The sequence below is a fragment of the Methylocella silvestris genome (genome assembly GCF_002891535.1).
Classification (GTDB): Bacteria; Pseudomonadota; Alphaproteobacteria; order Rhizobiales; family Beijerinckiaceae; genus Methylocapsa; species Methylocapsa silvestris_A.
In genome coordinates, this window is sequence record NZ_PDZR01000003.1 from 118,950 (window position 1) to 143,712 (window position 24,763).

The 24,763-nt window shown below is 63.3% G+C and carries 21 protein-coding genes; 10 read left to right on the plus strand and 11 right to left on the minus strand.

All coding sequences use genetic code 11. From position 1 onward, the window contains the following. Window positions 1-16: 16 nt before the first annotated feature. A complete protein-coding gene (locus CR492_RS05195) occupies window positions 17-1,006 on the minus strand; it encodes a hypothetical protein (RefSeq protein WP_146030177.1) in 990 nt (329 codons plus the stop codon). A 172-nt stretch (window positions 1,007-1,178) separates the two neighbouring features. On the opposite strand from CR492_RS05195, the gene pyc reads away from it, so the two are divergent. Together pyc and CR492_RS05205 are read left to right on the plus strand one after the other, a co-directional pair. Continuing rightward, window positions 1,179-4,622, plus strand: a complete 3,444-nt coding sequence (gene pyc / locus CR492_RS05200) for a pyruvate carboxylase (RefSeq protein WP_102842678.1) — start codon at window positions 1,179-1,181, stop codon at window positions 4,620-4,622. An 81-nt stretch (window positions 4,623-4,703) separates the two neighbouring features. After that, window positions 4,704-5,810: a calcium:proton antiporter gene (locus CR492_RS05205; protein WP_102842679.1), complete on the plus strand. Its 1,107-nt coding sequence runs from the start codon at window positions 4,704-4,706 to the stop codon at window positions 5,808-5,810. A 29-nt stretch (window positions 5,811-5,839) separates the two neighbouring features. Here the strand turns inward: CR492_RS05205 and CR492_RS05210 are convergent, their stop codons facing one another. The 5 genes from CR492_RS05210 to CR492_RS05230 form a co-directional block, all read right to left on the minus strand. Then, on the minus strand, window positions 5,840-6,076 hold the full coding sequence (locus tag CR492_RS05210; protein WP_102842680.1) for a hypothetical protein: 237 nt from the start codon (window positions 6,074-6,076) through the stop codon (window positions 5,840-5,842). Window positions 6,077-6,245: 169 nt separating this feature from the next. Then, complete coding sequence (locus CR492_RS05215; RefSeq protein WP_102842681.1) at window positions 6,246-7,217, minus strand: hypothetical protein; 972 nt, start codon at window positions 7,215-7,217, stop codon at window positions 6,246-6,248. 25 nt (window positions 7,218-7,242) lie between these two features. Next, a complete protein-coding gene (locus CR492_RS05220; RefSeq protein ID WP_102842682.1) occupies window positions 7,243-8,667 on the minus strand; it encodes a hypothetical protein in 1,425 nt (474 codons plus the stop codon). A 4-nt stretch (window positions 8,668-8,671) separates the two neighbouring features. Continuing rightward, window positions 8,672-9,607 carry a DUF6384 family protein gene (locus CR492_RS05225; RefSeq protein ID WP_102842683.1) on the minus strand — a complete coding sequence of 312 codons (936 nt, stop codon included), beginning with the start codon at window positions 9,605-9,607 and terminating at the stop codon, window positions 8,672-8,674. After that, window positions 9,600-10,778 carry a cell surface protein gene (locus CR492_RS05230; RefSeq protein ID WP_102842684.1) on the minus strand — a complete coding sequence of 393 codons (1,179 nt, stop codon included), beginning with the start codon at window positions 10,776-10,778 and terminating at the stop codon, window positions 9,600-9,602. The genes CR492_RS05225 and CR492_RS05230 overlap by 8 nt, the downstream gene beginning before the upstream one ends. Before the next feature lie 454 nt (window positions 10,779-11,232). Between CR492_RS05230 and CR492_RS05240 the strand changes: the two genes are divergently transcribed. The 3 genes from CR492_RS05240 (at window position 11,233) to CR492_RS05250 (ending at window position 14,984) form a co-directional block, all read left to right on the plus strand. After that, window positions 11,233-12,465, plus strand: a complete 1,233-nt coding sequence (locus tag CR492_RS05240; RefSeq protein WP_102842686.1) for an aminotransferase class I/II-fold pyridoxal phosphate-dependent enzyme — start codon at window positions 11,233-11,235, stop codon at window positions 12,463-12,465. A gap of 116 nt (window positions 12,466-12,581) precedes the next feature. After that, window positions 12,582-13,754, plus strand: a complete 1,173-nt coding sequence (locus tag CR492_RS05245; RefSeq protein ID WP_102842687.1) for a hypothetical protein — start codon at window positions 12,582-12,584, stop codon at window positions 13,752-13,754. A 192-nt stretch (window positions 13,755-13,946) separates the two neighbouring features. After that, window positions 13,947-14,984, plus strand: a complete 1,038-nt coding sequence (locus tag CR492_RS05250) for a fatty acid desaturase (RefSeq protein WP_102842688.1) — start codon at window positions 13,947-13,949, stop codon at window positions 14,982-14,984. Between the two features lie 131 nt (window positions 14,985-15,115). On the opposite strand, the gene CR492_RS05255 is transcribed toward CR492_RS05250, so the two are convergent. The 4 genes from CR492_RS05255 to CR492_RS05270 form a co-directional block, all read right to left on the minus strand. Continuing rightward, complete coding sequence (locus CR492_RS05255) at window positions 15,116-16,279, minus strand: trypsin-like serine peptidase (protein WP_210200238.1); 1,164 nt, start codon at window positions 16,277-16,279, stop codon at window positions 15,116-15,118. A gap of 287 nt (window positions 16,280-16,566) precedes the next feature. Beyond that, a complete protein-coding gene (locus CR492_RS05260) occupies window positions 16,567-17,334 on the minus strand; it encodes a glycerophosphodiester phosphodiesterase family protein (RefSeq protein WP_102842689.1) in 768 nt (255 codons plus the stop codon). 12 nt (window positions 17,335-17,346) lie between these two features. Further along, on the minus strand, window positions 17,347-17,820 hold the full coding sequence (locus CR492_RS05265; protein ID WP_102842690.1) for a RidA family protein: 474 nt from the start codon (window positions 17,818-17,820) through the stop codon (window positions 17,347-17,349). 93 nt (window positions 17,821-17,913) lie between these two features. Then, on the minus strand, window positions 17,914-18,783 hold the full coding sequence (locus CR492_RS05270) for a hypothetical protein (RefSeq protein WP_146030178.1): 870 nt from the start codon (window positions 18,781-18,783) through the stop codon (window positions 17,914-17,916). Between the two features lie 715 nt (window positions 18,784-19,498). Here CR492_RS05270 and CR492_RS05275 point away from each other — a divergent pair. Then, window positions 19,499-20,407, plus strand: coding sequence for a cell envelope integrity EipB family protein (locus CR492_RS05275; RefSeq protein WP_102842692.1), 909 nt, complete (start codon window positions 19,499-19,501; stop codon window positions 20,405-20,407). A gap of 196 nt (window positions 20,408-20,603) precedes the next feature. Further along, window positions 20,604-21,362 carry a 5'/3'-nucleotidase SurE gene (gene surE, locus CR492_RS05280; RefSeq protein ID WP_102842693.1) on the plus strand — a complete coding sequence of 253 codons (759 nt, stop codon included), beginning with the start codon at window positions 20,604-20,606 and terminating at the stop codon, window positions 21,360-21,362. Window positions 21,363-21,417: 55 nt separating this feature from the next. Here the strand turns inward: surE and CR492_RS05285 are convergent, their stop codons facing one another. Next, the gene (locus tag CR492_RS05285; protein ID WP_102842694.1) at window positions 21,418-22,038 is read right to left on the minus strand and encodes a TetR/AcrR family transcriptional regulator; all 621 of its coding nucleotides are present in this window, start codon (window positions 22,036-22,038) and stop codon (window positions 21,418-21,420) included. Between the two features lie 87 nt (window positions 22,039-22,125). On the opposite strand from CR492_RS05285, the gene CR492_RS05290 reads away from it, so the two are divergent. From CR492_RS05290 to CR492_RS05300, 3 genes are all read left to right on the plus strand, one after another. After that, complete coding sequence (locus tag CR492_RS05290) at window positions 22,126-22,458, plus strand: carboxymuconolactone decarboxylase family protein (RefSeq protein WP_102842695.1); 333 nt, start codon at window positions 22,126-22,128, stop codon at window positions 22,456-22,458. Window positions 22,459-22,662: 204 nt separating this feature from the next. Next, window positions 22,663-23,367, plus strand: coding sequence for a protein-L-isoaspartate O-methyltransferase family protein (locus CR492_RS05295; RefSeq protein ID WP_102842696.1), 705 nt, complete (start codon window positions 22,663-22,665; stop codon window positions 23,365-23,367). Window positions 23,368-23,516: 149 nt separating this feature from the next. Beyond that, entirely contained in the window at window positions 23,517-24,758 is a 1,242-nt protein-coding gene (locus tag CR492_RS05300; RefSeq protein WP_245411971.1) for a LysM peptidoglycan-binding domain-containing M23 family metallopeptidase, read from the plus strand. Window positions 24,759-24,763: the final 5 nt, after the last annotated feature.

The window sequence follows — 24,763 nt, forward strand, 5'->3', positions numbered from 1 at the left end:
GCGCTCGAGACCTGTCTTACCGCCGGGACGAAGCGGCGGCGGCGTCCTGCCCTTGCGTCATCGCTTCGATCTCGTCAGGGCGCTCGATCTCGATTTGCGGCCCGAACCGCGTATCGAGCAAGCCTCGCACCCTCACCGTTTTGTCTTTCAGCGTCGAGACGTCCAATCCTGCGGCCGTAAAGAGTTTCCGGTTGCGTTGCAATATTGTAACGGAAAAATCCCAGCCGCGGCGTTCGCCAAACAGCAGAAGGACGCGAAATTTATCCTCCTCGACGCGGGCGACGCGGCCCTCGACGATGACGCTTGTCCCGGTCTTTTCAGCGAAGGAGGCGCGGTCTTCGGCGGCGATCACCGCATAATATGGATCGGTCCAAAGGCCAAGCGCGGCGGTGCGGGCGGCGCCTTCGGCGGCAAGGAGAAAGGCGCGGCACCGGCGTCCCGCCGCGCCCGATTCAAACCGCGCCAGCCCGGCGTCGAGCGCCGCCCCCGCGACGGAGATCGGCGCGGCGCCCTCGGGCGCGCCGGCCGGCGCGAAGACCTCGGCGATGATGCGCCCCCAGCGGTCCGGGGCGGTGAAAACCGGCCGGAACAGGACCGGCTTGCCGGAGAGCCAGGCGCTGAGCTTTTTCGCCGTCTCGACGTCGAGCTCCGGGCCCCCAGGCGTCGGGCGCGGCGGATCGAGGCCGGCGATCTTCAGCCGGCGACCGTCGTCCAGCATCAGCTCCAGCCGTTCGTCAACGCTTATGACATGTGCCTTTTCGAGGTCGACGCGCCGGCGGCCCTGGCTTGCCGGCGGGCTCGCGCAGTCCTCGGCCGTGTTCGCCGCCGGCGCCGGTGTAGCGGCTTGCAACACTTGCGCGCCCGGCTTGCCTGGCGCGGCGCTGAGCGCAAAGGCCGCGACGAGCGCCGCGATGAGGCCGCGCGGCGGTCCCCGACGCCGGGCGCGCGCATCGGCTCCCCGCTTGGGGGGGGCGGGTCCAAAGTCCGGCGGCCTCGCTGCGCGCAAGGCCTGTTTTTTGCTTTGAGTTATCCCCATCGCTGTTTGTGGGCCCCGTCCGACCATGATGGCGTTTTCATTTCGCTGAGCTTGCGTCTAAATGGGCGCAATCTCGATCTTCGCCTTTCCTTACGGATCCCGCCGCCGCGGGTCCGCCCCCCAGAACCGGCAGCGAGTAGCTATGGCCCGAATTCGTCGTCTATTGGTCGCCAATCGCTCTGAAATTGCGATCCGCGTGTTTCGCGCGGCGACGGAGCTCGGCATAAGGACGGTGGCGATTTACGCCGAGGAAGACAAGCTTTCGCTGCATCGATTCAAGGCCGACGAAGCCTATCAGGTCGGCGCCGGCAAAGGCCCGCTTGAGGCCTATCTCTCGATCGAGGAGGTCATCCGCGTCGCGCGGGAAGCCAAGGTCGACGCCATCCATCCGGGCTATGGCTTCCTTTCGGAAAGCCCGGAATTCGCCGACGCCTGCGCCGAGGCGGGAATCATCTTCATCGGCCCCTCGCCGCAGACAATGCGCGAACTCGGCAACAAGGTCGCCGCGCGCAATATCGCCGTTCGTTCCGGCGCTCCGGTCATGCCGGCCACGGACCCCCTCCCGGACGATCCGGCTGAAATCAAGCGCCTCGCGCTCGAGGTCGGCTATCCCGTCATGCTGAAGGCGTCATGGGGCGGCGGCGGGCGCGGCATGCGCCCGATCGAAAGTGAGGACAAGCTCCTCGACGCCGTGCTCAGCGCCAAGCGCGAGGCCAAGAACGCCTTCGGCAAGGACGAAGTCTATCTTGAAAAACTGGTGCTTCGGGCGCGTCACGTCGAGGTCCAGCTTTTAGGCGATTCGCACGGCAATCTCGTGCATCTCTTCGAGCGCGACTGCTCGATCCAGCGCCGCCATCAAAAAGTGGTGGAGCGCGCGCCGGCGCCCTATCTCGATGAGACGATCCGCCAGGGCCTTTGCGAGGCGGCGCTGAAAATTGGGCGGGCGACCAAATATTGCGGCGCTGGCACCGTCGAGTTCCTGCTCGATGCGGACACCAGTCAATATTACTTCATCGAGGTCAATCCGCGCATTCAGGTCGAGCATACGGTGACCGAGGTCGTGACCGGCCTCGATATCGTCAAGGCGCAGATCAAAATCGCCGAAGGCAAGCGAATCGGCCGCCTCGAGGAAACCGGCATCCCCGAGCAGAAGGACATCCGCCTCTCGGGCCACGCCCTGCAATGCCGCATCACCACCGAGAATCCGGAAAACAACTTCATTCCGGATTACGGCCGTATTACCGCCTATCGCGGCGCGATGGGTTTTGGCATTCGCGTCGATGGCGGCACCGCCTATTCGGGCGCGATCGTCACCCGTTATTATGATCCGATGCTCGAGAAGGTGACGGCCTGGGCGCCGACGCCGCAGGAGGTGATCCGCCGCATGGATCGCGCTTTGCTCGAATATCGCATTCGCGGCGTCGCCACCAATCTCGCCTTCCTCCACAATATCATCAACGATCCGCATTTTGTGGCGAATGACTACACGACCCGCTTCATCGACGAGACGCCGTCGCTGTTCGACTTCAAGAAGCGCAAGGACCGCGCGACCAAGCTCCTGACCTGGGTCGCCGACGTCACCATCAACGGCCATCCGGAGACGCGGGGCCGGGCGAAGCCGCTGGCGTCCGCGCGCGCGCCGGTCGCCCCCTATTTCCCCGATCGCCCGATCCCGGACGGAACGCGCCAGCGCTTCGAGGAACTCGGCGCCAAGGGCTTTGCCGAATGGATGCGCGCCGAGGAGCGCGTGCTCGTCACCGACACCACCATGCGCGACGCCCATCAGTCGCTGATCGCAACGCGCATGCGCACGCGCGACATCGTCGCAGTGGCGGACGCCTACGCCAAGGGATTGCCGCAGCTGCTCTCGCTCGAATGCTGGGGCGGCGCGACTTTCGATGTTTCGATGCGCTTCCTCTCGGAGGATCCGTGGGAGCGGCTCGCTCTCGTGCGCGAGCGCGCGCCCAATCTTTTGACGCAGATGCTGCTGCGCGGCGCCAATGGCGTCGGCTACACCAACTACCCGGACAATGTCGTCAAATATTTCGTGCGCCGCGCCGCGCAGGGGATCGATCTGTTCCGCATCTTCGATTGCCTCAACTGGGTCGAGAACATGCGCGTCTCGATCGATGCGGTGGTCGAAACCGGCAAGCTGGCCGAAGGCGCGATCTGCTACACCGGCGACATTTTAGATCCCGACCGCGCCAAATATTCGCTCAACTATTATGTCGGCGTCGCCAAAGAGCTCGAACAGGCCGGCTGTCATATTCTGGCGATCAAGGATATGGCGGGCCTGCTGCAACCCGCCGCCGCGACGATCCTCGTCAAGACGTTGCGCGAGGAGGTCGGGCTGCCGCTGCACCTTCATACGCATGACACCTCTGGGCTGTCGGCGGCGACCGTGCTCGCCGCGGTCGACGCCGGGATCGACGCGGTTGACGCGGCCATCGATTCGATGTCGGGCATGACCTCGCAGCCGTGCCTTGGCTCGATCGTCTCGGCGCTGCGCCACAGCCCGCGCGATACAGGACTCGATCCCGAAATCATCCGCCAGCTGAGTTTTTACTGGGAGGCGGTGCGCATGCAATATGCCGCCTTCGAGAGCGATCTCAAGGCCGGCACCTCCGAAGTCTATCTGCACGAAATGCCGGGCGGCCAGTTTACAAATCTGCGCGAACAGGCGCGCGGCCTTGGGCTCGAGACGCGCTGGCATGAGGTCGCCAAAGCCTATCGCGCCGCCAATGATCTGTTCGGCGATATCGTCAAGGTGACGCCGTCGTCCAAAGTCGTCGGCGACATGGCATTGATGATGGTCAGCCAGAATCTGACGCCGCAGGATGTGCTCGACCCCGAGCGCGACATCGCCTTTCCGACTTCTGTCGTCGACATGCTCGCCGGCGATCTCGGTCAGCCGCCGGGCGGCTGGCCGCCGGCCTTGCAGGCCAAGGCGCTAAAGGGCGAGAAGCCGATCGAAGGACGCCCCGGAGCGCTCCTTCCGCCAACCGATCTTGGCGCGGCGCGGATCGAGGCGGAAAAGCACTGCGGCCGCCATCTTTCCGACGACGATCTCGCCTCCTATCTGATGTATCCGAAGGTGTTCGCCGAATTTTCGGCGACGGTGCGGCGCTTCGGCCCGGTCTCGACGCTGCCGACGCCGGTGTTCTTCTACGGCATGCAGCCCGGCGATGAGATCGCGATCGAGATCGAGCCTGGCAAGACGCTTGTGCTGTTGCTTGTGACGATTGGCGAGGTTGATGAGGAAGGACACAAGAAAGTGTTCTTCGAACTCAATGGCCAGCAGCGAATCATCCGGGTCAAGGACCGCGCCGCGGCGGTCACTGCCGTTGTCCGCCGCAAGGCGGAGGAGGGCAATGATCATCATGTCGCGGCGCCGATGCCGGGCGCCGTGTCGACGATCGCGGTGCGCCAGGGCCAGGAGGTCAAGGCCGGCGACGTCGTTGCAACCCTCGAGGCGATGAAGATGGAGACTTCGTTGCATGCGCCCTGCAATGGCAAGATCAAGGAGATTCTTGTTGCGCCGGGCCAGCAGATCGACGCGCGCGACCTGTTGATGGTGCTGGAGTAGGGGGGCATAAGCAGCATGGGCCCATCATGCGATCGGCGCCGATTGAATTGAGTTCCGGAAAATATTGAGGAGTGCGCCACGATGGCCGTTGGACGTGGCGCGATCTGGCGGTCGGATTGGTTCCTCGCCGTGGCGGCGGCGACCTGCGCCATTTTCTGGCTGTCGAGGGGCGCGTTTTTCTCAGGCCTCGGCAACCCCCTCGTTCTGGGGGCGGTTTTTGTCTGGCTCTTCGTCGTGATCCTCGGGTCGGCGCTCTCCGCCGTTCGCCACGCGGATCATCTCGCCGCGCGGTTCGGCGAGCCTTCGGGAACGCTGATCCTGACGCTGGCCGTGACCTTCATTGAGGTCATGAGTATTTCCGCCATCATGCTGCACGGCGATCCAAATCCGACGCTCGTGCGCGACACCCTGATCGCGGTCATTATGATCAGCCTTAACGGTCTGGTCGGCCTGTCGCTCCTGATCGGCGGCCTGCGCCATAGAGAGCAGGCTTACAATCTGCAAGGCGCCAACGCCTATCTCGGCCTGATTCTGCCGCTTGCCGTATTGAGTGTCGTGCTGCCGGACTACACCGTTACAACGGCGGGCCCGACCCTCTCGTGGCAGCAACGGTTCGTTCTGGCGGTGTTCTCGATCGCGCTCTACTGCGCCTTTCTCGCCATCCAGACCGGGCGCCACCGCGGCTATTTCACGCTCGGCGACGAGCCAGGACATGCAAAGCGCGGGGAGGGCGGCGGCAGCGTTCCGTTTCACGTCGCGATGCTGGCGGCCTATCTCATTCCGGTCGTCTACCTCGCCGAGCAGATGGCGCATCCTGTCGATTATGTGATCGAAACCCTGAAGCAGCCGACCATTCTTGGCGGGGTCGCAATCGCGCTGCTGGTGACCTCGCCGGAGGGCGCCAGCGCGGTCCGCGCGGCGCACGCCAATCACCTACAGCGCTCGATCAACATCCTGTTTGGATCGGTGCTGTCTTCGATCGGCCTCACGGTTCCGATCATGCTTGGCGTCGTCTATTGGTATGACCTGCCGATCACAATGGGAGTCCAGCACGCTGATCTGGTCGTTTTACTTTTGACGCTCGCCCTCAGCATCGTGACCTTCTCCAGCGGACGAACAAATGTGCTGCAAGGCGCCGTGCATCTTTTGTTGTTCGTGTGCTTCCTGCTGCTGATCGTGCAGGGCTGACGCGCGGCCGGCGCCGGCCGCGCTACGCCTCAATGCGCGTCGTCGCTGTCGTAGCCGTGCTTTGAATCATAGGCGCTGGAATGGTCGCCGACTTCATCGCTGGGGCTCAATGTCTTGTGGGCATTGCCAGAGCTTTCGGTCGTGACGCCGCTGCGCGATTCCGGCGTCTGTTTATGCTCCGAGGCTTTCTGGCCCTCGGCAGAAGCTGCGCCGGTAAAGGCGAGCATGAGCAGAGCCGCCGAAGCGTAGATGAAATTCTTCCGCATTTGAGTTCTCCGTTGTGAAGCGAATATCACCGCCGCCGGCGGCGTGATCGACTTCTGGTTCCTTCAGAGCATCTGAAGCCTTCACAACAGTGGGGAATGCGGCGCTTTTGATCCATTATACTTAGGTTTGCGGCCGGCGAGAGATCAGACGCGGGACGCAACAGGAGGTTTAGCGGCTCCTTGAATCTGGCCCGTCGGTCTCGATCCATACGGTCTCTGATTTTGGATCGAACACGATCGTCCCAAAGCTCTTCAGAAAGGATGCGCCGAGTTGCGCCGCGGGCGTCGCCATTGTCGCGATGCCGCCGCAGTTGTTCGGCGCCTTCACCGTAAGATAAAAATCCGCAATGCGGCGGATCGGGGCGCCAGCCTCCGATTCGATCACGAGCGGGCGGTCCTTCAGCCGGTAGACCGAGCGCGGCTCCGCCCCACTGCAAGTCGTGACGGTTGTTTGCGCGACAAGCTCCATTGCGGCGCCGCTGGCGGTGATCTGATCGAACAGCGGCCGGTTGATATCGACGCTGTGCAGATATTTCACATCGTCATAACCGGTGTCGATCTGCGCTGAAATGGGCGCGCCGTCGCCAAAATCCAGGAAAACCACCGGCACATTGGGCCGGCCGGCGGGAAGGCGTGAGGGGTCCCACGAAAAGAATCCGGCCTGCGCGATCGGTTTGAGGCCCTTTGCCGCGAGCGCCGACGCCGGGCAGGGTTCCGGCCCGAGAAAAGCCGCCTCGCCGCTAAATTGCGCACTAAGCCGCGCCAGGAAATCGGTTCCGACGACGCCAAGCTGGCCGCCCTCAGGCTGGAGCGACAGGCGCTCGAACGAGCCGGGCTTGAAGCGCCCGCGCGAAAAACTGGGAAGCGAAAAATTGGAAATCTCCGCCGATCCGTCTCCGGGCGGGAGCGCGGCGGAGGAGATCAGGCTTTCGGTCGCGCCATAGTCCAGAAGGAAGGCGCCGGTTGCAGAGCCGGCGGTGAGTTGGATGTAGGGCGAGGCGCCGGTTGGTGCGCGCGCGATGGCGAACCGCTCGCCGCCGCAAAGGGCGTCCGCCGTGCGCGCTGAGAAAAGCGCGGAGGCTGCGAGCGCCAGACCGGCAATGGCGAAAATTGGAAAGCTGGCTTTGGCGAGCGCCTTCATGCGTCAGCTCTCGAAGCAGAGCGTTTCAGAACCCGCCGCCGGTGCTAAAACCGTCGTCCCCGCCAAAGCCGCCGCCGCCGCCTCCGCCGGAATCGATCCAGCCGCCGCCAGCTCCACCCGGAAAATTGAAGCCGCCGTCGCCGCCAAAGCCGCTGTCAGCGCGGCGGTCGCGCTCCTGAAAGCCGCCCTGAAAAACCTGGCCGAGGACGGCGCCGGTGATCGCGCCTTTCAGAAAGCCGCCGAGCGCGTCGGAAATCTGCGGTTCGTTGGAGAAGCCGCCCATCGGATTGTCATAGCCGCGGCGATAGAACCGCGCCCGCTCGGTCTCGATCTCATGGCGGCGCTGCGCGATCGCCTGCGCCTTGCCGAGAAGATCGACGCGCCGCCGCTCTGCGGCCGCGAGCGTCTTGTCGCCGGCCTCGATCTGCCGCACCAGGCTGTCGTCGGCCGGCGACATGGTCATCGCCGCCTTGCGGTAGAGCTCGGCGATCGACGCGCGGGCGTCGGCCTCGGAGACGAGCGCCACGGCTTTGGCGCCGGTGGTTTGCGCGGCGGATTTCAGCGCCCTGTCATGCTCGGCGTCGAGCCTTTGCAGCGCGGCGTCCGCCGCCTTCAGCCGGCCATCGGCCTCGCTCAGCGCCAGCCGCGCCGCGTCGAGGCGCTCATTCAGCGGCTTTGCGCCGGCGGCGTCGAGGCCCGCCGCCTCGATCGCGGCCTGCTTGCGCCGCTCCTCGTCCACCGCGATGCGGCAGCGCTCGGCGTGCTGGCGCAGCCGGGCAGGGATCTCCTTCAGCATGGCGTAATTCGGCCGCGCAATCTGAAAGCCGACCAGCTGCGAGACCTTTTCGTCGATGAAGCGGGTGATGAGCCCGGCGCGATAGGCCGACGTTCCAAAGCCGCGCGACCACAAATACATAAAAAGTGGATCGTCCTCATAGGGTTTGGCTTTGGCCGCGCTGTCTTCCGCCGCGGATGCGGCTTTCGATTCCGCCGCCGCGAAAATTTTTTGCGCGCGATCGACCGCCTCCTTGCTGGCGATCCAATCGCCTGAGGCGCGCACCTTCGCCTCGACGCCGGCCTGGAGATCCTCGAGGGCGTTGAGGATTTCCGCGGCCTCGTCGGCTTTGGCGCGGCGGGCGCCTTCGGCGGCCATGCGCGCGGCCTGCGCCGCGGCAATCTTCGCCATCAGCTGCTCCAGCGCCGCTCGGCCGTCTTGGAGCAGTTTGAGAGCGCTCTGTTCGGCCGAGGCAAGATCGCCGGCGATTTTTTCGCTTTGCATGGCGTCGAGCCGCGCCCCGGCGAGCTGGCGCAGCAGGGCCGTGCGCGCAGAGCGCAGCGCGGCGAGCTCCCCGTCAGCCGCCGCAAGCGCGTTGGCGCTTTGCGTTTCCTCGGCGCGGACGGCCGCCGTCGCCTGCTCCAGGCGCCAGAGCGCCTGCTGGCCGGTGATCATGCGCTCACCATTGGGTAATCGCCGCGCCGGACGCCGGCACGGAATAATCGACGTCGGGGAAGCCGCGCCGCTTCTCGCCGAGGGTCCGATTCTGGATGATCCCGTCATCGGCCTTGTCGGCGCCGACCCGATCGTAGGTCTGCTTGTCGACCCGCAGGCCCCATTTGGTCGTCATTTTGGTCGTCCCGTCTTCCTCGCTCTTGATCGGCAGCGCGATCGGCTGGCCGTCCGCGCCGATCGCCTCGACGATGAGATAGTAATTGCGCGCATTGGTGTTGCGGTTTGGAATGCGAAAAACGCCGCTCTTCTCGCCCGGGGCGGCGACGACCCGGATCTGATAGGTTTTGCGCAACTCCGCGCTCAGCGCCTCAAGGCCTTGCAGCGCTGACTTCGCGCCGGCCGGATCGCCGTTTTGCGCCGCGCGCTTGCCGTCGGCAAGCAGCTGCGCGGCTTTTTCGCGGGCGGCGGGCGCCTTGGCCTCGGTGCTGGCGTCGGCATAGGCCGCGTCGAGCGCCTTCGGCAGGCTGGTCGAAAGCGCGATGTGCGCCTGCTCGGCCGGCCGCTCGACGGCAAAATAATATCCAGCGGAGCCGAGGAAGGCGAGGCCGATGAGCGCGGCGAGCATGGCGCCGACGCGCCCGCGCCGCACCCACAGGCGCGCGAGGGTCACGCCGAGACCAGGCCGCGGCGGCGTATAGACGAAGCGACTGTCCTTCAGGGCTTTGACGCCTTCGGCGATGACGTCGTCCGAAACATCGATGCCCTGATCGCGGTAGATCTTGCGCAGGCGGGATTTCAGCTCCTGCTCGCGACCCTCGTCGTCGAGCTCGCGCGCGACGAAAGCCTCCTGATGTCGCAGCGTGTCGACGACGTCCATGGCCAGCATGAGGTCGTCGAGCTTTACGGGCTGCGCGGCGCTGGCGGCCGAACTGTCAGCCATTGACGTCGAACGCCTTGCCTTCGGTAATCAGCTGGGCGATGCGGCGGTTGCCGGCTTCCACCGCGTCGCGGATCTCGGTCGAGTTTTTCGTCGCCATGTCGCGCATTTCATCGACGATGCCGATCGCTCGCTCCTGATAGTTCACGACGCTGTCGACGAGCTTCTTCACCGCGTCGGCGCGAATGGTCGGGCCGTAGCCGCTGCGCAGGGCCGCCTCCTGCACCGATCCGCCGATCTCGGCTAGCACTTCGATGGATTTCGACACGCCTTCCTTCATCGCGTCGAGCGTCGCGGTGGATTCATGCAGCCCGAACAGACCGGTAAAGGAGGCCCGGAGTGCGGTCAGCACGCTGTCATTGGTCGAGAAGAAGCTGACCGATTGAGCATAGACGCGCTCCTTGGCGTTGGTCGTCTGCATCAGCCGGGCCATGATGACCTCGGAGGTATTGTAGCTGATGGTCAGATTGTCGGCGAGATCCTTGGCGATCTGATAGCGCTTCTCCTCGTTCTGGACCCGGCGAAGATGCTCGTCGCGCACGAGCTCCAGATTGGCGCGTTCCGCCGGCGCCGTCCCGGCAAAATTGGCGACGGCGTCGGCCGCGGTCTTGAGGCCGGCCTTGGCGGCCTCAAGCTTCGCCTCGGCCGATTCCTGAACCTCGAGCGCCATTACTTCGGACTGTTTCATCGCGCCGCGAAAATCGCGATAGGCTTCGAGAATGCGGCCCTCGCGATCGATCTGATCATGGGTCGCCGCGGTCACCTCGAGATAGACGGATCTGATCTTGTCGAAGCGCACGCCAATGTCGCCGCGGCTGACCTTCATCCAGACGTTATTGACTCGCTCCATCAGATCGATCTTGCCGTCGTCGAGCTGATCGACCATCATTTTGGCGTCGTCGCGGATCGAGTCGAAGCTTTTGGCGATCTCCTGGTAGCGCTGGCCGATCGACATCGCTGCGGTCTCGTTGCGCACCACTTCGTTGAAGACCGAGGCTTCGCCAAGCGTTTTGGCGATGACGGCGATCTTTTCCGGATCAAGATCGGAGATTTTCTCCAGCAGCGCGTTGATCGGCGCGGCCTCGATCTTGGCCGGCAGCAGACCAAGCTCGCGGAGCGCGCCATTGGCCCTGTCGAGATATTGCATCGGAGTGCGCAGGACGACATCGTTCATGGCGTAATCCTTCAAAGTTGGAGCACGGCTGGACGCCTAAGCTTTATGTCAAAAGGCGGTCGACCGGAAGGCAGGAGCGGATTCGGCGGGCCAAGAGTTTTTCGTCCCCATGGCGCGGCGTTTTTGCGGGGCGTTCTGACGGCGGGAGCAGGCGGCGGGACGATTCGAAGGCGGCGATTTTGTCCCCGCGGCGCGCATTTTTCGGCCGGGCGAGGCGTCGAAAGCTTGTGTTACGATTTGTAACCCGAATTGAGAAGACTGTTAACCTTTTGAAAAACATATATTTATAGATGTTTAACGGACGAGGTGGCGGCAAGGGTCCAGTTTGGCTTTTGCCCCCTTCAAAACTCGATGCTATTGCTCGCGTTCATCATGGCGATCCGATTGAAATTTTCAACCGGCGCTGCGCCGCCGATGATCAACCTTTTCTTGAACCATTGGACATCCGAGCTAAGTGACCAAGTTCAACAGCCTTGAAGATCACGCGACGCGCCGCTTTCGCCTCGCCGGTAAGGCCTATCTCGAAGCCGGCGACCCCTTTTTCGCGCCGATCGACAGTCTGCGCCAGGAGGCCGCGGCGAGCGGCCGGCGCTTCACCAGCTTCGCCAATTATGACTACCTCGGCCTTTCCAGTCATCCCGCGGTAAGAAGCGCTGCGGCCGGGGCGCTCGAAACGTTTGGCGTTGGCGCGCTCGCCTCCCGCCTCGTCGGCGGTCAGCGTTCGCTGCACCATATTCTCGAAGACGATATCGCCAGATTCATTGGCGCAGAGTCGGCCGTCACCCTTGTGTCAGGCTATCTTGCCAATGTGACGACAATTTCACATCTGCTTGGCTCGCGCGACGCGCTCTTCATCGACGAACTGTCGCATAACAGCATCGTCAGCGGCGCCAAAAGCGCCGTCGCCGAAACCATCATGTTTCGGCACAATGATTTCGATCATCTCGAATTCCTGCTGCGCGAGCGGCGCGATCGCTATCGCAATGTGATGATCGTCGTCGAGGGCCTCTACAGCATGGATGGCGACATCGCCGACCTGCCGCGCCTCGTCGAGATCAAGGAGCAGCACAACGCCTGGCTGATGATCGACGAGGCCCATTCGCTTGGCGTGCTCGGCGACGAGGGCCGCGGCCTTTGCGAACAATGCGGGGTCGATCCGCAGCGGGTCGATCTGATGGTCGGCACGCTCTCGAAGGCGCTTGCATCCTGCGGCGGATTTGTCGCCGGCAAGACCGCCGTGATCGACTGGATGCGTTACACGCTGCCGGGCTTTGTCTATTCGGTCGGTCTGTCGCCGGTGATTTCCGCCGCCGCCGCCGCCGCCCTGCGGCTGATGCAGGAAGAGCGCTGGCGGATCGAGCGTCTGCGCGCCAACGCCGGATTGTTCGTGACTCTGGCGCAGGAGGCCGGGCTCGACACCGGCCCCGCGATCGGGCGCGGCGTCGTGCCGATCCTGTTCGCCGACAGCCTCGAGACCCTCGACGCCTCGCGCCACCTCATGGAAAATGGTTTTTACGTGCCGCCGATCATCCAGATCGGCGTTCCGAAGGACCAGCCGCGACTGCGCTTTTTTATCTCCGCCGCGCATACGCAGGAAGAGATCAAGGCGGTTATCGACCTCCTCGCCAAGCGTCCCCCGGTTTCGGCGGCGATGGCGCATGCCTTCGGCGCCGTGAGCGCGACCTGAGCCATTTGGCGCTTGCTTGACGCCCGCACGGCCGGCTTATGGCTTGCGCATGTCCGCCCGCCGGCGGCGCGGGCCGCACGCGACCGGCCAGACAATCGCACAGGAGCGCTGCCCTTTTGAACGCCAGACCAGGAACCGCGCAGTTGAGCGCGGTCGAGATCGTCGAGGCCGACGGCGTGAAGAATTTTCTCGCTTTCTGCCGTTTGCCGCGCCAGCTTTACAAAGGCATGGAGGGTTTTGCGCCCCCACTCGACGCCGAGCGCTGGACGATCCATGGCGCGCGGCTCAATCCGCATTTCAAGCTGGTCGAGTGGCAGGGTTGGCTCGCGCTAAAGGGCGGCAAGCTCGTCGGCCGCATCATGGCCCAGATCTATAAGCCGGAGGTTCCGGCGCCGATTGGGGCGCCGCGGGCGCAATTCGGCTGCCTCGACGCCATCGACGACGACGAGGTCGTCGCAGCCCTGACGCAGACCGCCGAAGGATGGGTGCGCGCGCGCGGCGAGAAACGGATCTGCGGCCCCTTCTCGCCGTCGATCAATGGCGAGCTCGGGCTACTCGTTGAGGGGTTTGACGCGCGGCCGATGGTCTTCATGACCTGGAACCCGCCCTATCTCGTCGCGGCGCTCGAGCGCCTCGGCTATGTCAAGGCGCGCGATCTGCTTTCCTATCGCTATGAAGTCACCCAAAAGGACCGCGAGGCGCGCCCGAGCGTGATCACGCGTCCGGAATGGCGCGACCGGCTGAAGATCCGCGAGCTCCGCCTCAACAATATGGCGGAGGAAGCCAAGATCATCGTCGATATCTTCAACGACGCTTGGGCGGAGAATTGGGGTTTCGTTCCGTTCACCCTGGAAGAATTCATGTCGAGCGCCGAAAGCTTGCGCTACATCATGCCGCCCGAGGGCGGCGTCATGATCGAGCTCGATGGCGTTCCCCAGGCCTTTGCGGTGGTGCTGCCCAATCTGCACGAAATCACCGCCGACCTCGACGGGCGTCTGTTTCCGTTCGGATTGCCGAAAGTCATTTCGCGCTTGAGAAAGCATAAATTCAGCTCGGGACGGCTGCTGCTGTTCGGCGTGCGCCGGGCGCTGCAGCGCAAGGCCGTGGGCGGCGCCGTCATCCTCGCCTTTATCGAGGAAATCAGGCGGCGCAGCGCCACCAGCTCCTATTCCAACGTTGAATTCGGCTGGGTGCTTGAGGACAATATGGGCATGCGCCGGCCAATCGAACTCGCCGGGGCGCGCATCGACAAGGTGCACCGGATTTACGAGAAAAGTCTCGCCGCCTGACCGGGCGCCTATTCCTCGGAAAGGCGCGCAACCTGCCGGCGCAACTAGAGTTATTCCAAGTGTTCGCCGATCACGCGGCGGCCATGAATGGCGCAAGACTGTCGCATGATTTGAAGTATGATATGAGCTGGATCAGATCGACATGAAGCGGCTCGCTCTAATCTTGGCGCGATCCATCTTCAGGAGACAAAAATGAACCTGCACGCATCAGAGTTCCGAGGCGTTGGAGTCGACGCCGGGGCCCCCGCGGCGGATGGTTTTCTCAAAACCACTGTGCCGCGTCCGCATCCGATCCGCCGGCGCGCAATTCTCGCCGCCCATCCCGAGGTTGCTCAGCTCGTCGGCTATGATCCGTTGACGGGCGTCATTACTGCCGCCGTCGTCGCTTTGCAGGTCGCGATCGCGGCCTACATGGGCTCGCTTGGGCTCGGGCATTGGTGGGTCGCGCTGATCATCGCTTTTTGCGTCGGCGCCTTCGCCAATCACGCCATGTTCGTCGTCATCCATGACGCCTGCCACAACGCCATCTTCAAGGGGCCGGTGTGGAACAAATGGGCCGGCATTCTCGCCGATCTTCCCAATGGCGTGCCGACCGCGATGGGCTTTCGCTATTATCACATCAAGCATCATTCCCATCTTGGCGACTATGACTATGACGCCGATCTGCCGAGCCATTGGGAGGCGCGAACCTTCGGCCACAGCTGGTACGGCAAGGCGACGTGGATGTTCTTCTTCGCGGCGTTCCAGCTCGCCCGGCTTGGCCGGCTGCGCGGCACGGTGCCGATGTGGGGGCGCTGGACCTTCATAAACGCCGCCTGCGTCATCCTGTTCGACGTCGCGATCCTGCTGGCGTTCGGGCCGAACGCGCTGCTCTATCTCCTCGCCTCATTCTGGTTCTCGGTCGGCGGTCTGCATCCGCTCGGCGCGCGCTGGGTGCAGGAGCATTTCACCGACGATCCGGCGCAGGAGACATTCGATTACTACGGCCCGCTCAATTTCGTCGCGCTGAACATCGGCTATCACAACGAGCATCATGATTTTCCCGACATTCCGTGGCGGCGGCTGCCGGAGCTAAAGCGCATGGCCCCCGAGTTCTACAATGGGCTGAAGACGCATAAATCCTGGGCCGGCCTGTTGGTCAAATTCATCTTCGACCCGGCCTATACGCTCTACACCCGCGTCGACCGCAGCGCGGCAAACAAGCCCGCGGCGGCAAAGGCTGGCGAATAGTCCGGCCTGGGCGCAGGCGACGTCGAAACGTCAAGGTAGATTGTCCGATATAAGGACAGGCGCCCCGTTGAACGCGCCCTGCTGGGAAATCGAAGACGCCGCTTGAAATCAAGCGGCGTCTTTTGTTTCGGCTAGCACACCAACGGCGAGGCGGCGCAGGCGGCGTTGACAAGGTTCAAGATATTATTGCTCGTGAAAGGCGACGCCCCCTGTTCCTTGGGGGTCGTGATTGTGTAGCCCCAGCTTGTCACGCCGACCACGACGTTCGGGTCTGGATCAACCCCGGCGTCTTCGCCGGTAAACGTCGGGCTGATGCCAAAATTGACGATCCACGGTCCGCCGCTGGAGCCGCCGTCCATGTTGGACCCGATGATCGTGTTGTCGGAGTTGGCGGGATCAATGTAGCTTTGCGAATCGCCACGCTCCATGACGGCGCCTTTGTCGAGGCCGACAGGATATCCAAGCTGAGTGATGTGCGCCTGGCCTGAAGCATTCATGCTAAATCCGCCGTATGCGTAGCCGAGCCAGCCCGTCCGCTTGCCCGGCAGCGAACGGCCTTTGTAGAGCGTGATGACCGCGACGTCATTTTCGCAGACGACGCCGGGGGTGGCGCAGGAATCGCTTCCATTCACATAGCTCGGCAGCGCGAAAGCCTGAACGCCTTTCCATTTCCCATAAGGCGCCTTGCCATTATCGTAGGCCGGGACATAGACCCAGTCCGAATAATATTGGCCCGTGCCGAAATTTGCCACGCAATGAGCGGCGGTGACAAGAAGTCCGGACTTGATGAGTGACGCCGAGCAGACGAAGGTTTGGCCGTTGTTGAGAAAGAACAGCTTCCCCGTCGCGCGATAGGGATAGGACTTCTGCGTGTTGTCCTTGAGCGCGCTCGCCTGGGCGATCGTGTAAGGGTGATTGGGAGCAGCCTGCCCATAGGCCTGCGACGTCACGCCAGTCGAAGGCGTTGCGGCCTTTGCCGAGGATTTTGACGGCGCGAGCTGAATAGGGCTCGTCTGGCCGTCTCCCGAATCAGAGCCGGGAACCACGCCAACCGATGATTTTTTAGCCGAAGACGGAGCCCGCGGCGCCCCGGCTACGGGCGCCTTATCGATACGGGGCAGCGGCATCGGCTTTGCGTTGGCGAAATCGATGACGCCATTGGGGTTGCCGGAAACAGGCTGCACGCGCGATGACGATACGGTCTGCGCCTGGATTGGCGCCCCAAATCCGCAGATCAGGACGGACAAACTGGCTGAGCCGGCAAATTTTGCAAGGCCGCGGTTGTTGAATTTCATTACCTCTCCCCGAATTCGCGAATATCATCGTTAACGGCTGACAAACGACACTATATAACTCTATCCTTTCGAGTTGCTATAACATCTCGTATTCTATTGCGGCTATTTTTCGGGATAAATTGTTATTATCACGTTCTTTTATCTATTCCTTTACGTATACAGCATCGGCGGCGATGCAAACAACGGAGCGTTAGCCATAAATATTGTCGCTTCAGGCGATGTCAGCTCCGTCTCGGATATGCGAAGTCGGGCTGACAACTCAGTTCGCTCGACCCCGATGACTTCAGCTACGGTTCGAAGCCTTCAAAAATGATTTGGTCGGCGAAATGCGCGGCGCGGCGCCGTTCTTCGTCCGTCCGAACGGTCCAGGTCATGACGGGAAGCCCAAGGCTGTGGCGGCAGAGCTGCGGCGCCGCATGCGGCAGATCGGCGACATTCCAGGAGAGAAAATCCGGCCGCGCCAGCGCGAAATCCGTGAACGCTTCCAGACAGACGCGCTGCTTGACCGAAAGATGCGGCCAGTCGGCCGCCGTAAAATGCGCCTGCGCGATCAGGCCGACCGGCCGTCCCGGCCGGCGCGCCCGCAGGAAGGCGACAATAACGGGATCGAAGCTTTTCAACGCGGCGGGGCCGGCGTAGGACGACAGAGCTTCGAGCGCGCGCTCGGGGAGGCGGAAATCGCCGTCGAAGCGGCTCTTGATTTCGATGACAAGCGGCGTCCGGCCAGCCACCGCGGCGAGGAAAGCGGGCAGGGTTCTGATGCGGGCGTTAGCGCCGCGAAAAGCCACAGTTTCGAGCTCGGCGCTCGAGAAGCGGGCGACGCGGCCCTCAGTGAAAGTCAGCCGGTCCAGCGTCTCGTCGTGAAACACCACCGCCTCGCCATCGCCCGCCAGTTCAAGGTCGCATTCAATGGCGCAGGCTTTGGCGATCGCCGCTTCCGCCGCGGCGATGCTGTTTTCGACGACGCCGCGCGCGATGCAATGCAGCCCACGATGGGCGATCGGGCGCGCCGTCAGCCATGCCGGAGCGTCAACCGTCGCGCAGTCGCGTTTCACCGTGGCGCGCCGTCAGGCCGAAATTTCGAACATGGCCTCGACTTCGACCGCGCTGTTCAGCGGCAGTTCCGCGACGCCGACGGTCGAGCGCGCGTGGCGTCCGGCCTCACCCAAAATATCGACGATGAAATCCGAGGCGCCGTTCATCACGGGCGGCAGATTGACGTAGCCGGGGGCGGCGTTCATGAAGCCGCCAAGCCGCACGCAACGCACGATCCTGTCGAGATCGCCGACAGCCGCCTTGGCCTGAGCCAGCACATTGATAATGCACAGCCGCGCCGCCGCCTTGGCCGCCTCCGCCGAGACCTCTGCGCCGATCTTGCCAATGTGAGCGGGATCGATCTTGCCGTCAGCGCCGAAGGGCAGCTGACCAGAAATGACGAGCAGCGAGCCCGTCGCCACAAAGCCGAGGTAATTGGCGACCGGCGCGGCCGGGGTCGGCAGAGTAACGCCGAGGGCGGCCAGTTTTGCTTCCGTCTTGCTCATGCATAGGCTCCGATTGTTTTGCGGAGCATATAGAGCATATCGGCGCCGGGCAGTAGCGTAGAAGACGCGAAAATTCGAGGTTTCCGCCGCGCCCTACCAGTAGCAGGCGTTCTCGTTCTTGTGGACTTCCTGCGGCGTTTCGGCGTCGCTCGGCCTCACCCAGCTGTCGTTGAAGAAGCGCTGGAATTCCTTGTCTTCTTTCCACCTGTTGCCATAGACGCCGAACAGCAATTGCAGCGATCCGCCCATGTGAACGCCAACGCCGCCCCGCTTCTTGGCGTGGGTCGCCAGCGGCAGCGAAAAGGCGCCGGCGCCGATCAGCGCAACGTCGAAATCGATCGCGTCCATCTGCGCCTTCAGCTCCTCGACCGCGGCGATCCAGTCCGGCTGCTTCGGCGGGACGAGCCCCGCGCTGAACGGCGCCCGGAGCGAGAGCATTGTGAAGGCCGGCAGGATGCTCTTGTCCTCCCAGATCTCTTCGCGGCGCTTATATTGCTGTGAAATTGTGTCGATGAAGGGCGAGACGATCAGGACCCGTTTGCCTTCGAGAGCCGCGGTCCAGGGAGCGGGCTGCAGATAGGGCTCAAGGCTCATCCGCGTGACGAGAGTCGCCTCGGGCGCGACGGTGTTGAAGATATGGGCTTCTCCGGCGAGGCCCCAGGACGCCAGGACATCCATATCGGCGATGGCCTCGATGAAAAAGGCGCCGAAGCGGTCGTAGAATTCGTCGGTCTTCGGAAACACTCCGGAATTGATGAAAAGCGTATCCGCCGCATAGGGCGGATAGGGCGGCAATGATTGCCGTTTCGCGCGCGCTTCCTTGCGCTTGACGAAATGACGCACGCCCAGCAATTCGGTGAAGCCGATTTTTCCGGCGGCCATTGGCCGCCCCGTGCGAATGGCCTCGATCACGACCGGACCGGCGTCGACGATTGGCCGTTTTGGCTGTCCGATATTTTGCAACGCCCAGATGGCCTTGCGCGTCCGCCAGACCAATCGATGTAGAGCCGGGAACCGCCTGATAGAGTCTCTGAAGTAGATGAAGGTTCCATACAGCATCAGATAGCCCTTGCGCCTCAAGAGTTGAGGTCATTCGCCGACGATAAATATTACAGATCGTCCGTCCTGACAATGACGGCGCCCACATTCTGCGGGGAGGACAGACCGCAATCCGTTATTGCTGTGAACCTTGTGTGAAATCTTCAACGGCAGGCCGCGCAATCCTTTCTGCTTCCTTCTAAATCTCGCGTCCGCCGTAATCCTCGGCCTTCATCATCCGCCAGCTCAAACGTCGAATAGTGGCATTCTGTAAGAGAAATTTAACAAAGCCCGGACCGATGCGCCCTGACGCGTGTGGCGCGGCTGCCTGGCGACAGGGTCGTCGCGGCGCCAGTCGCTTCGTCGTTCAACGCCATTGGATGCGCCCGCTCGAAGATGTTCGCGCTTCATTCAAGAAACCCGAAGCAAACATCGCGCCATCCGTCGAATTGCGGGCGCGGCGGGCCGGCCCCCGGAGCAGTAAAACCCGGCCGGCGCTTCGCGCGTGAGTCTGTCCGACGCGTCGCCGCCCTGTATAAGTTGCAAGCGCTGTCCAATCACCTTAGGCTGGAGGCATTGGCAAGATTCGTTTCCTGGGGAGGAACCGTTTGGCCGTCGCCATCATCAAGGATCAACGAACATGTCTTACTCACATGCACGGCTCCTGATTTCCGGCGCGTTTATTTGTCTAGTCGCCGGCGGGGCCGTTGTCCGCGCCGAGGCCGGCCGAACGGCGCCGGATCAGATCAAGCCCGATCACGTCAAGATGGATCAGCTGAAGGACGCGAGTCCCACGGAAGCCATTTCATTGACGCCTCATCGCGCCGTCTATGAGCTGAGCCTGTCGAAATCGGTCGGCGCCAAGAGCCCGACCGCCGCGCATGGGCGCATCGCCTTCGATTTCACCGGCTCCCCCTGCGAAGGCTATGTTCAGAATTTCCGTCAGATGACCGAGTTGCAGCCGGCCGAAGGCCCGACCCGCGTCTCCGACATGCTTTCGGCGACCTTCGAGGATTCGGACGGCAAGACATTTGACTTCAAGATGCAGACCCGCGTCGACAACGGCCTTGCCGAGTCGATCGACGGCAAGGCGGTGAAGTCCGGCCGCGGCGCGCTGCTCGTCAATCTCGCCAAGCCGAAGCGCAGCAAGCTTGAACTCGGCGACGACGTGGTCTTTCCGACCGAACACTTAAAGCGCATCATCGCCGCGGCGGAAGCCGGCAAGAATCTTCTCGAACTCAAGGTATTCGACGGCTCCGACACTGGCGAGAAGCTCTTCGAGACGACGACCTATATCGGCCGTCCGATCAATACGCCGGTTCCGGAAAAGGCGGCGCAGATCGGCGAGCTTGCCGGAATGACGCGATGGCCGGTTTCGATCAGCTATTTCGAAACGGGCAAAAAGGATGAGGGTCCAAGCTATATTCTTGCTTTCGACCTTTATCAGAATGGAATTTCCCGCGCGCTCAAGCTCGACTATGGCGATTTTATCCTGTCGGGCGAGCTTTCCAGCCTCGACATCATTAACGAATCCGCCTGCGCAAAATAAGCCGACGGCATACCGCTGCGGCGATCGGGCCGCAGGACCAGTCCTCATTCCGTTTGACGCACGAGCCTCCCTGCTCCTATAGAGCGGACGCGATGGGCTCCCCCCGTCCTCCAAGCTTTTGTTTGACACATGGCCGGCCGGATGCCTTCGGCGCGGTGGTGGCGACGCTGCCGCGGGCGGTTACAGGAGCGGATCGATGCGCATTCTCGTGACCAATGACGACGGCGTCCATGCGCCCGGCCTTCGCGTGCTGGAAGAGATCGCCGCGACGCTTTCGGATGATGTTTATGTCGTTGCGCCTGAGAGCGATCAGTCCGGCGTCGCCCATTCGCTGTCGCTGAACGATCCGCTGCGGCTGCGCAGGATTTCCGAGCGGCGCTACGCCGTGAAGGGCACGCCGACCGATTGCGTCATCATGGGGGTGCGGCGGATCCTTGACGGGCGCGAGCCCGACGTCGTGCTGTCCGGCGTCAATTCCGGCCAGAATGTCGCCGAGGACGTGATCTATTCGGGAACGGTGGCGGGAGCGATGGAAGGCGCCATTCTCGGCATTCCGGCGATCGCCCTGTCGCAGGCGTATGGCCGCGCCGGGCGTGAGAAGGCCTTCTGGAGCTGCGCGCAGACCCATGCGCCGGGGCTCATTGAAAAAATCCTGACGGCGGGCGTGGCGCCGAACACGGTGGTCAACATCAATTTTCCCGATTGTCCTCCCGATGCGGTGGAAGGCGTCGCGGTGACGGCGCAAGGCCGCCGTGGCTATCTCGTCAATATCGACGCGCGTTCGGACGGCCGCGGCAACCCCTATTACTGGATCGCCTTTGATCGCCCCTATTCGGAGCCGGGGCAGGGAACCGATGTCCAGGCGCTGGCGCAAAACCGCATCTCTGTGACGCCGCTCCGCCTCGACATCACCGACACGCCGACGCTGACCCGCTACGCGCAGGCCTTGGGGTAGATTCATTCGCTCCACGCGCTTTGGCGCGATGCGCTTGTTTGTGGCCCTCACTGGATCAATGGGGACGAAGCTGGCTCTCGACAGCCTCGACGACGCTCCGAAATCCTTTCGCGCCGTCCAGCAAACGCTCCATCAACAAGGCGCCTTCAAGCAGGGCGATGATCATGCGGGCTTGGCGCTGCGGATCGGCGTCGGCTCGAATGGACCCATTGGCGCGGCCTTCCTCGATCATCTGTTCCAGCCAATGGAAATGCTTCTTGAAGAAGCGCCCGACAGCGTCGCGCATTTCGACAGGAAGAAAATCCGGCGTTATCGCCAGAATGGCGCAAAGGCAGCCGAGGTTCTGCTCCAGCCCATCGAGATAAAGGTCGGCGTAGGCGCTGATGCGGCGCATGCCGTCCTCGGTTGAGCGAACGATCTGCGCCATCGCGGCGTCATATCTCTCGTCATATGACGCGATAAGCGCCACGCCGAGGTCCGTTTTACTTGGAAAATAATAGTGAATACTCGCGGTGCGCACGTCGACCGCTGAGGCGAGATCGGCATAGCTGAATCCGTTAAAGCCGCGCGTGCGAACCAGCGCCTCTCCGAAAGAAAGGAGACGGCGGCGCGTGTCGCTCGCGGCCGCTTTCGGTTGCCGGCCCGGGACCGTGGTCGCTGTTGACGCTTTTGTCATTGGATAATTCTTGGGATCAGGCTTGCCTCCAAATCAACTACCTATTAATAGGTAGAATATTAGAAACAAACAAGGGAGACGCCAGATATGATGAATTGGGCCGGCTATCGCGAACAGCTCATGGGAAAGCTCTCGACGATCGGAGAGATCAGTCCGGGAATATTGAAGGGGAACCAAATTCTCTCCGACGCGGCTCCGGCCGGCGCCGGCCTTGGTCCCAAAATGCGCGAGCTCATCGCGCTCGCCGTGGCGGTCACGACGCGGTGCGACGGCTGCATCGCCTTTCATTCCGACCTCGCCCGCAAGGCCGGCGCGACGAAGGAAGAAGTGGTTGAAGCGCTGGGCGTCGCGATTGCGCTGAACGAGGGCGCGGCGCTCATCTATTCAGCGCGGGCGATGGACGCATTTCAATCCGCCTGAAAAGGACTGTCGCGAACAAGCCTGGAGCATCGGCGGTTGCGGCCTGGCGATCATGAGCCGGCTCTCCGCCGTTTAAACGGCGCGGCGCGCGGTATTGCGTAGCGCGGCTGTGCCAATCGGGCAGCCAATGCTATGAGCGAACGGGCGAAGCGCCCGGGCGCCAGAGGATGATGCGCCGGGCTCCGCCAGAGGGGAGCCCGAAGCATGCGCCAAATCGACGGGGCGCCGCCAGATCCGATCGTCGCCGCCGGCTTCCCGGCGCTGCGTCCGCAGTCGAAGGCGGCGTTTCTTCTCGAGATGCGCGCGCGCGGCATCCAGGACGTCAATCTTTTGCGCGCGCTAGAGACGGTTCCGCGCGAGACTTTTGTGCCGCACCGCTATCGCGATCTCTCCCGGCGCAATCTCGCCCTGCCGCTGCGCTGCGGCCAGACCCTGCCGGAGCCCTGGCTCTGCGCGCGGATGATTGAAGCGCTGTCGTTGTCGCCGCGCTGCGTTGTGCTGGAGATCGGCGCCGGCTCCGGCTACGCCGCCGCGCTGATGGCCCGGATCGCCAGCCGGATCGTGTCGTTCGAGCGCTTTCAGACCCTCGCCGTGGAAGCCGGGGCGCGGCTCGAACAGCTTGGCGTTCAGAACGCGCGTGTGATCTGGGGCGACGGCCTCGTCAGCGCCGGCGCATTCGGGCCGTTCGATAAAATCATCGTCCAAGGCGCATTGGCTGAGCCGCCCGACGCGCTCCTTGGCGTTCTGGCGCAGGGCGGCGTTCTGGTCATGGCGCGCCCCGATCGCGGCGAGCCGCGGCGCCAGCATATTGTGCGCGTTACCCGCAACGGCGCTGGCGGGTTCGACGTCGCGCCGGTCTGTCCGTGCCGGATGCAACCGATCCTCGCCGGTAAATCCCGCGCGCTTTGAGCCGGCTGGCCGAGCGTTCTGAACGACAAGCTTAATGTTCCTCTCTTTTTATTGAAGTTCGATTCATCTTAAACCTCCCCTTAACTCGCGTAGCCCTTAATGCGGTCATAGCTGCTGCGTCGGTGGGTTGCGTCATGAGTCACATTGCATTGGTTTATCGCTCACGCCTCGCGTTCCGGTTCGCTCTGATTGGCGTCTCCGCCAGCGTGCTTGCCGGCTGCGCCGGATCGGAGCGCATGGCCGATCCTTTCACCAATCCATTTTCGACGGCGCAGGCGCCGACCGATCCCGCGCCGACGTCGAGCATCAATCCGGGCGCGCCCGTGACGCCGGTGCAGTCCCGCCCGCTCGCCGCGGCCTCCCCGCAGCACCCCGCGGTCGTCGCCTCCCTGCCGGCGCGCGGCGCGCAAGGTCCGGCGGGCTGGACGGCTGCGGGCGGCACGCCGATCTCCGTCGCCCAGGGCGAAAGCGCCGACCTGATCGCCCGCCGCTACGGCGTTCCGACCGACGCGCTGCTCAAGGCCAATGGCTTTTCGAGTGCGGCGCAGGTGCAGCCCGGCGCGCGCGTCATCATTCCCGTCTATCATGCGGTTGGCGCGCCGACAGCAGTCGCGCAGGCCGCCGCGCCCGTTTCCGCTCCCAAGCCGGCGCGCACGCCCGCCGAGATGCATGCGCAAAAGATCAAGCTTCTGAAGGGCGCCCCGGCGACGCAGCTCGCGAGCGCTCCCGCCAATACGGCGACACGGGGCGAAAAGCTCGGCGCTCCGCCGCGTTCAGCGGCCCTTGTCGCTGAAACCCCGAAGAAAACCGCCGAAGCCGCGAAGGCGACGGCCAAGGCCGAAGCCGCCCAAACCACTGCGAGCGCGAAAGTGGCTGCCTCAGCAAAGACTGAGCCAGTGAAGACCGCCGCTTTGACAAAGCCAGACGCGCCGAGGGCCGAGCAGGCGAAATCCGCAGCCCCGGTCGTCGAGGCGAAAGCGGCGGCAGAGGACGAGAGCGACTCCGGCAAGGCCGCCGGCGCGAACCCCGAATTCCGCTGGCCGGCGCGCGGCCGCATCATCCAGGCGTTCAAGCCCGGCGGCAATGACGGCATCAACATCGCCGTGCCGGAAGGCACCTCGGTCAAGGCGGCGGAGAGCGGCGTCGTCGCCTATGCCGGCAGCGAATTGAAGGGCTATGGCAATCTCATCCTGATCCGCCATCCGAACGGTTTCGTGTCGGCCTACGCCAACAATGGCGACATCGAGGTCAAGCGCGGCGAGACCGTCAAGCGCGGCCAGACCATCGCCAAGTCGGGCCAGAGCGGCAACGTCGCCTCGCCGCAACTGCATTTTGAATTGCGCAAGGGCGCGACGCCGGTCGATCCGACGCAATATCTCGCCGGTCTCTGACGCGC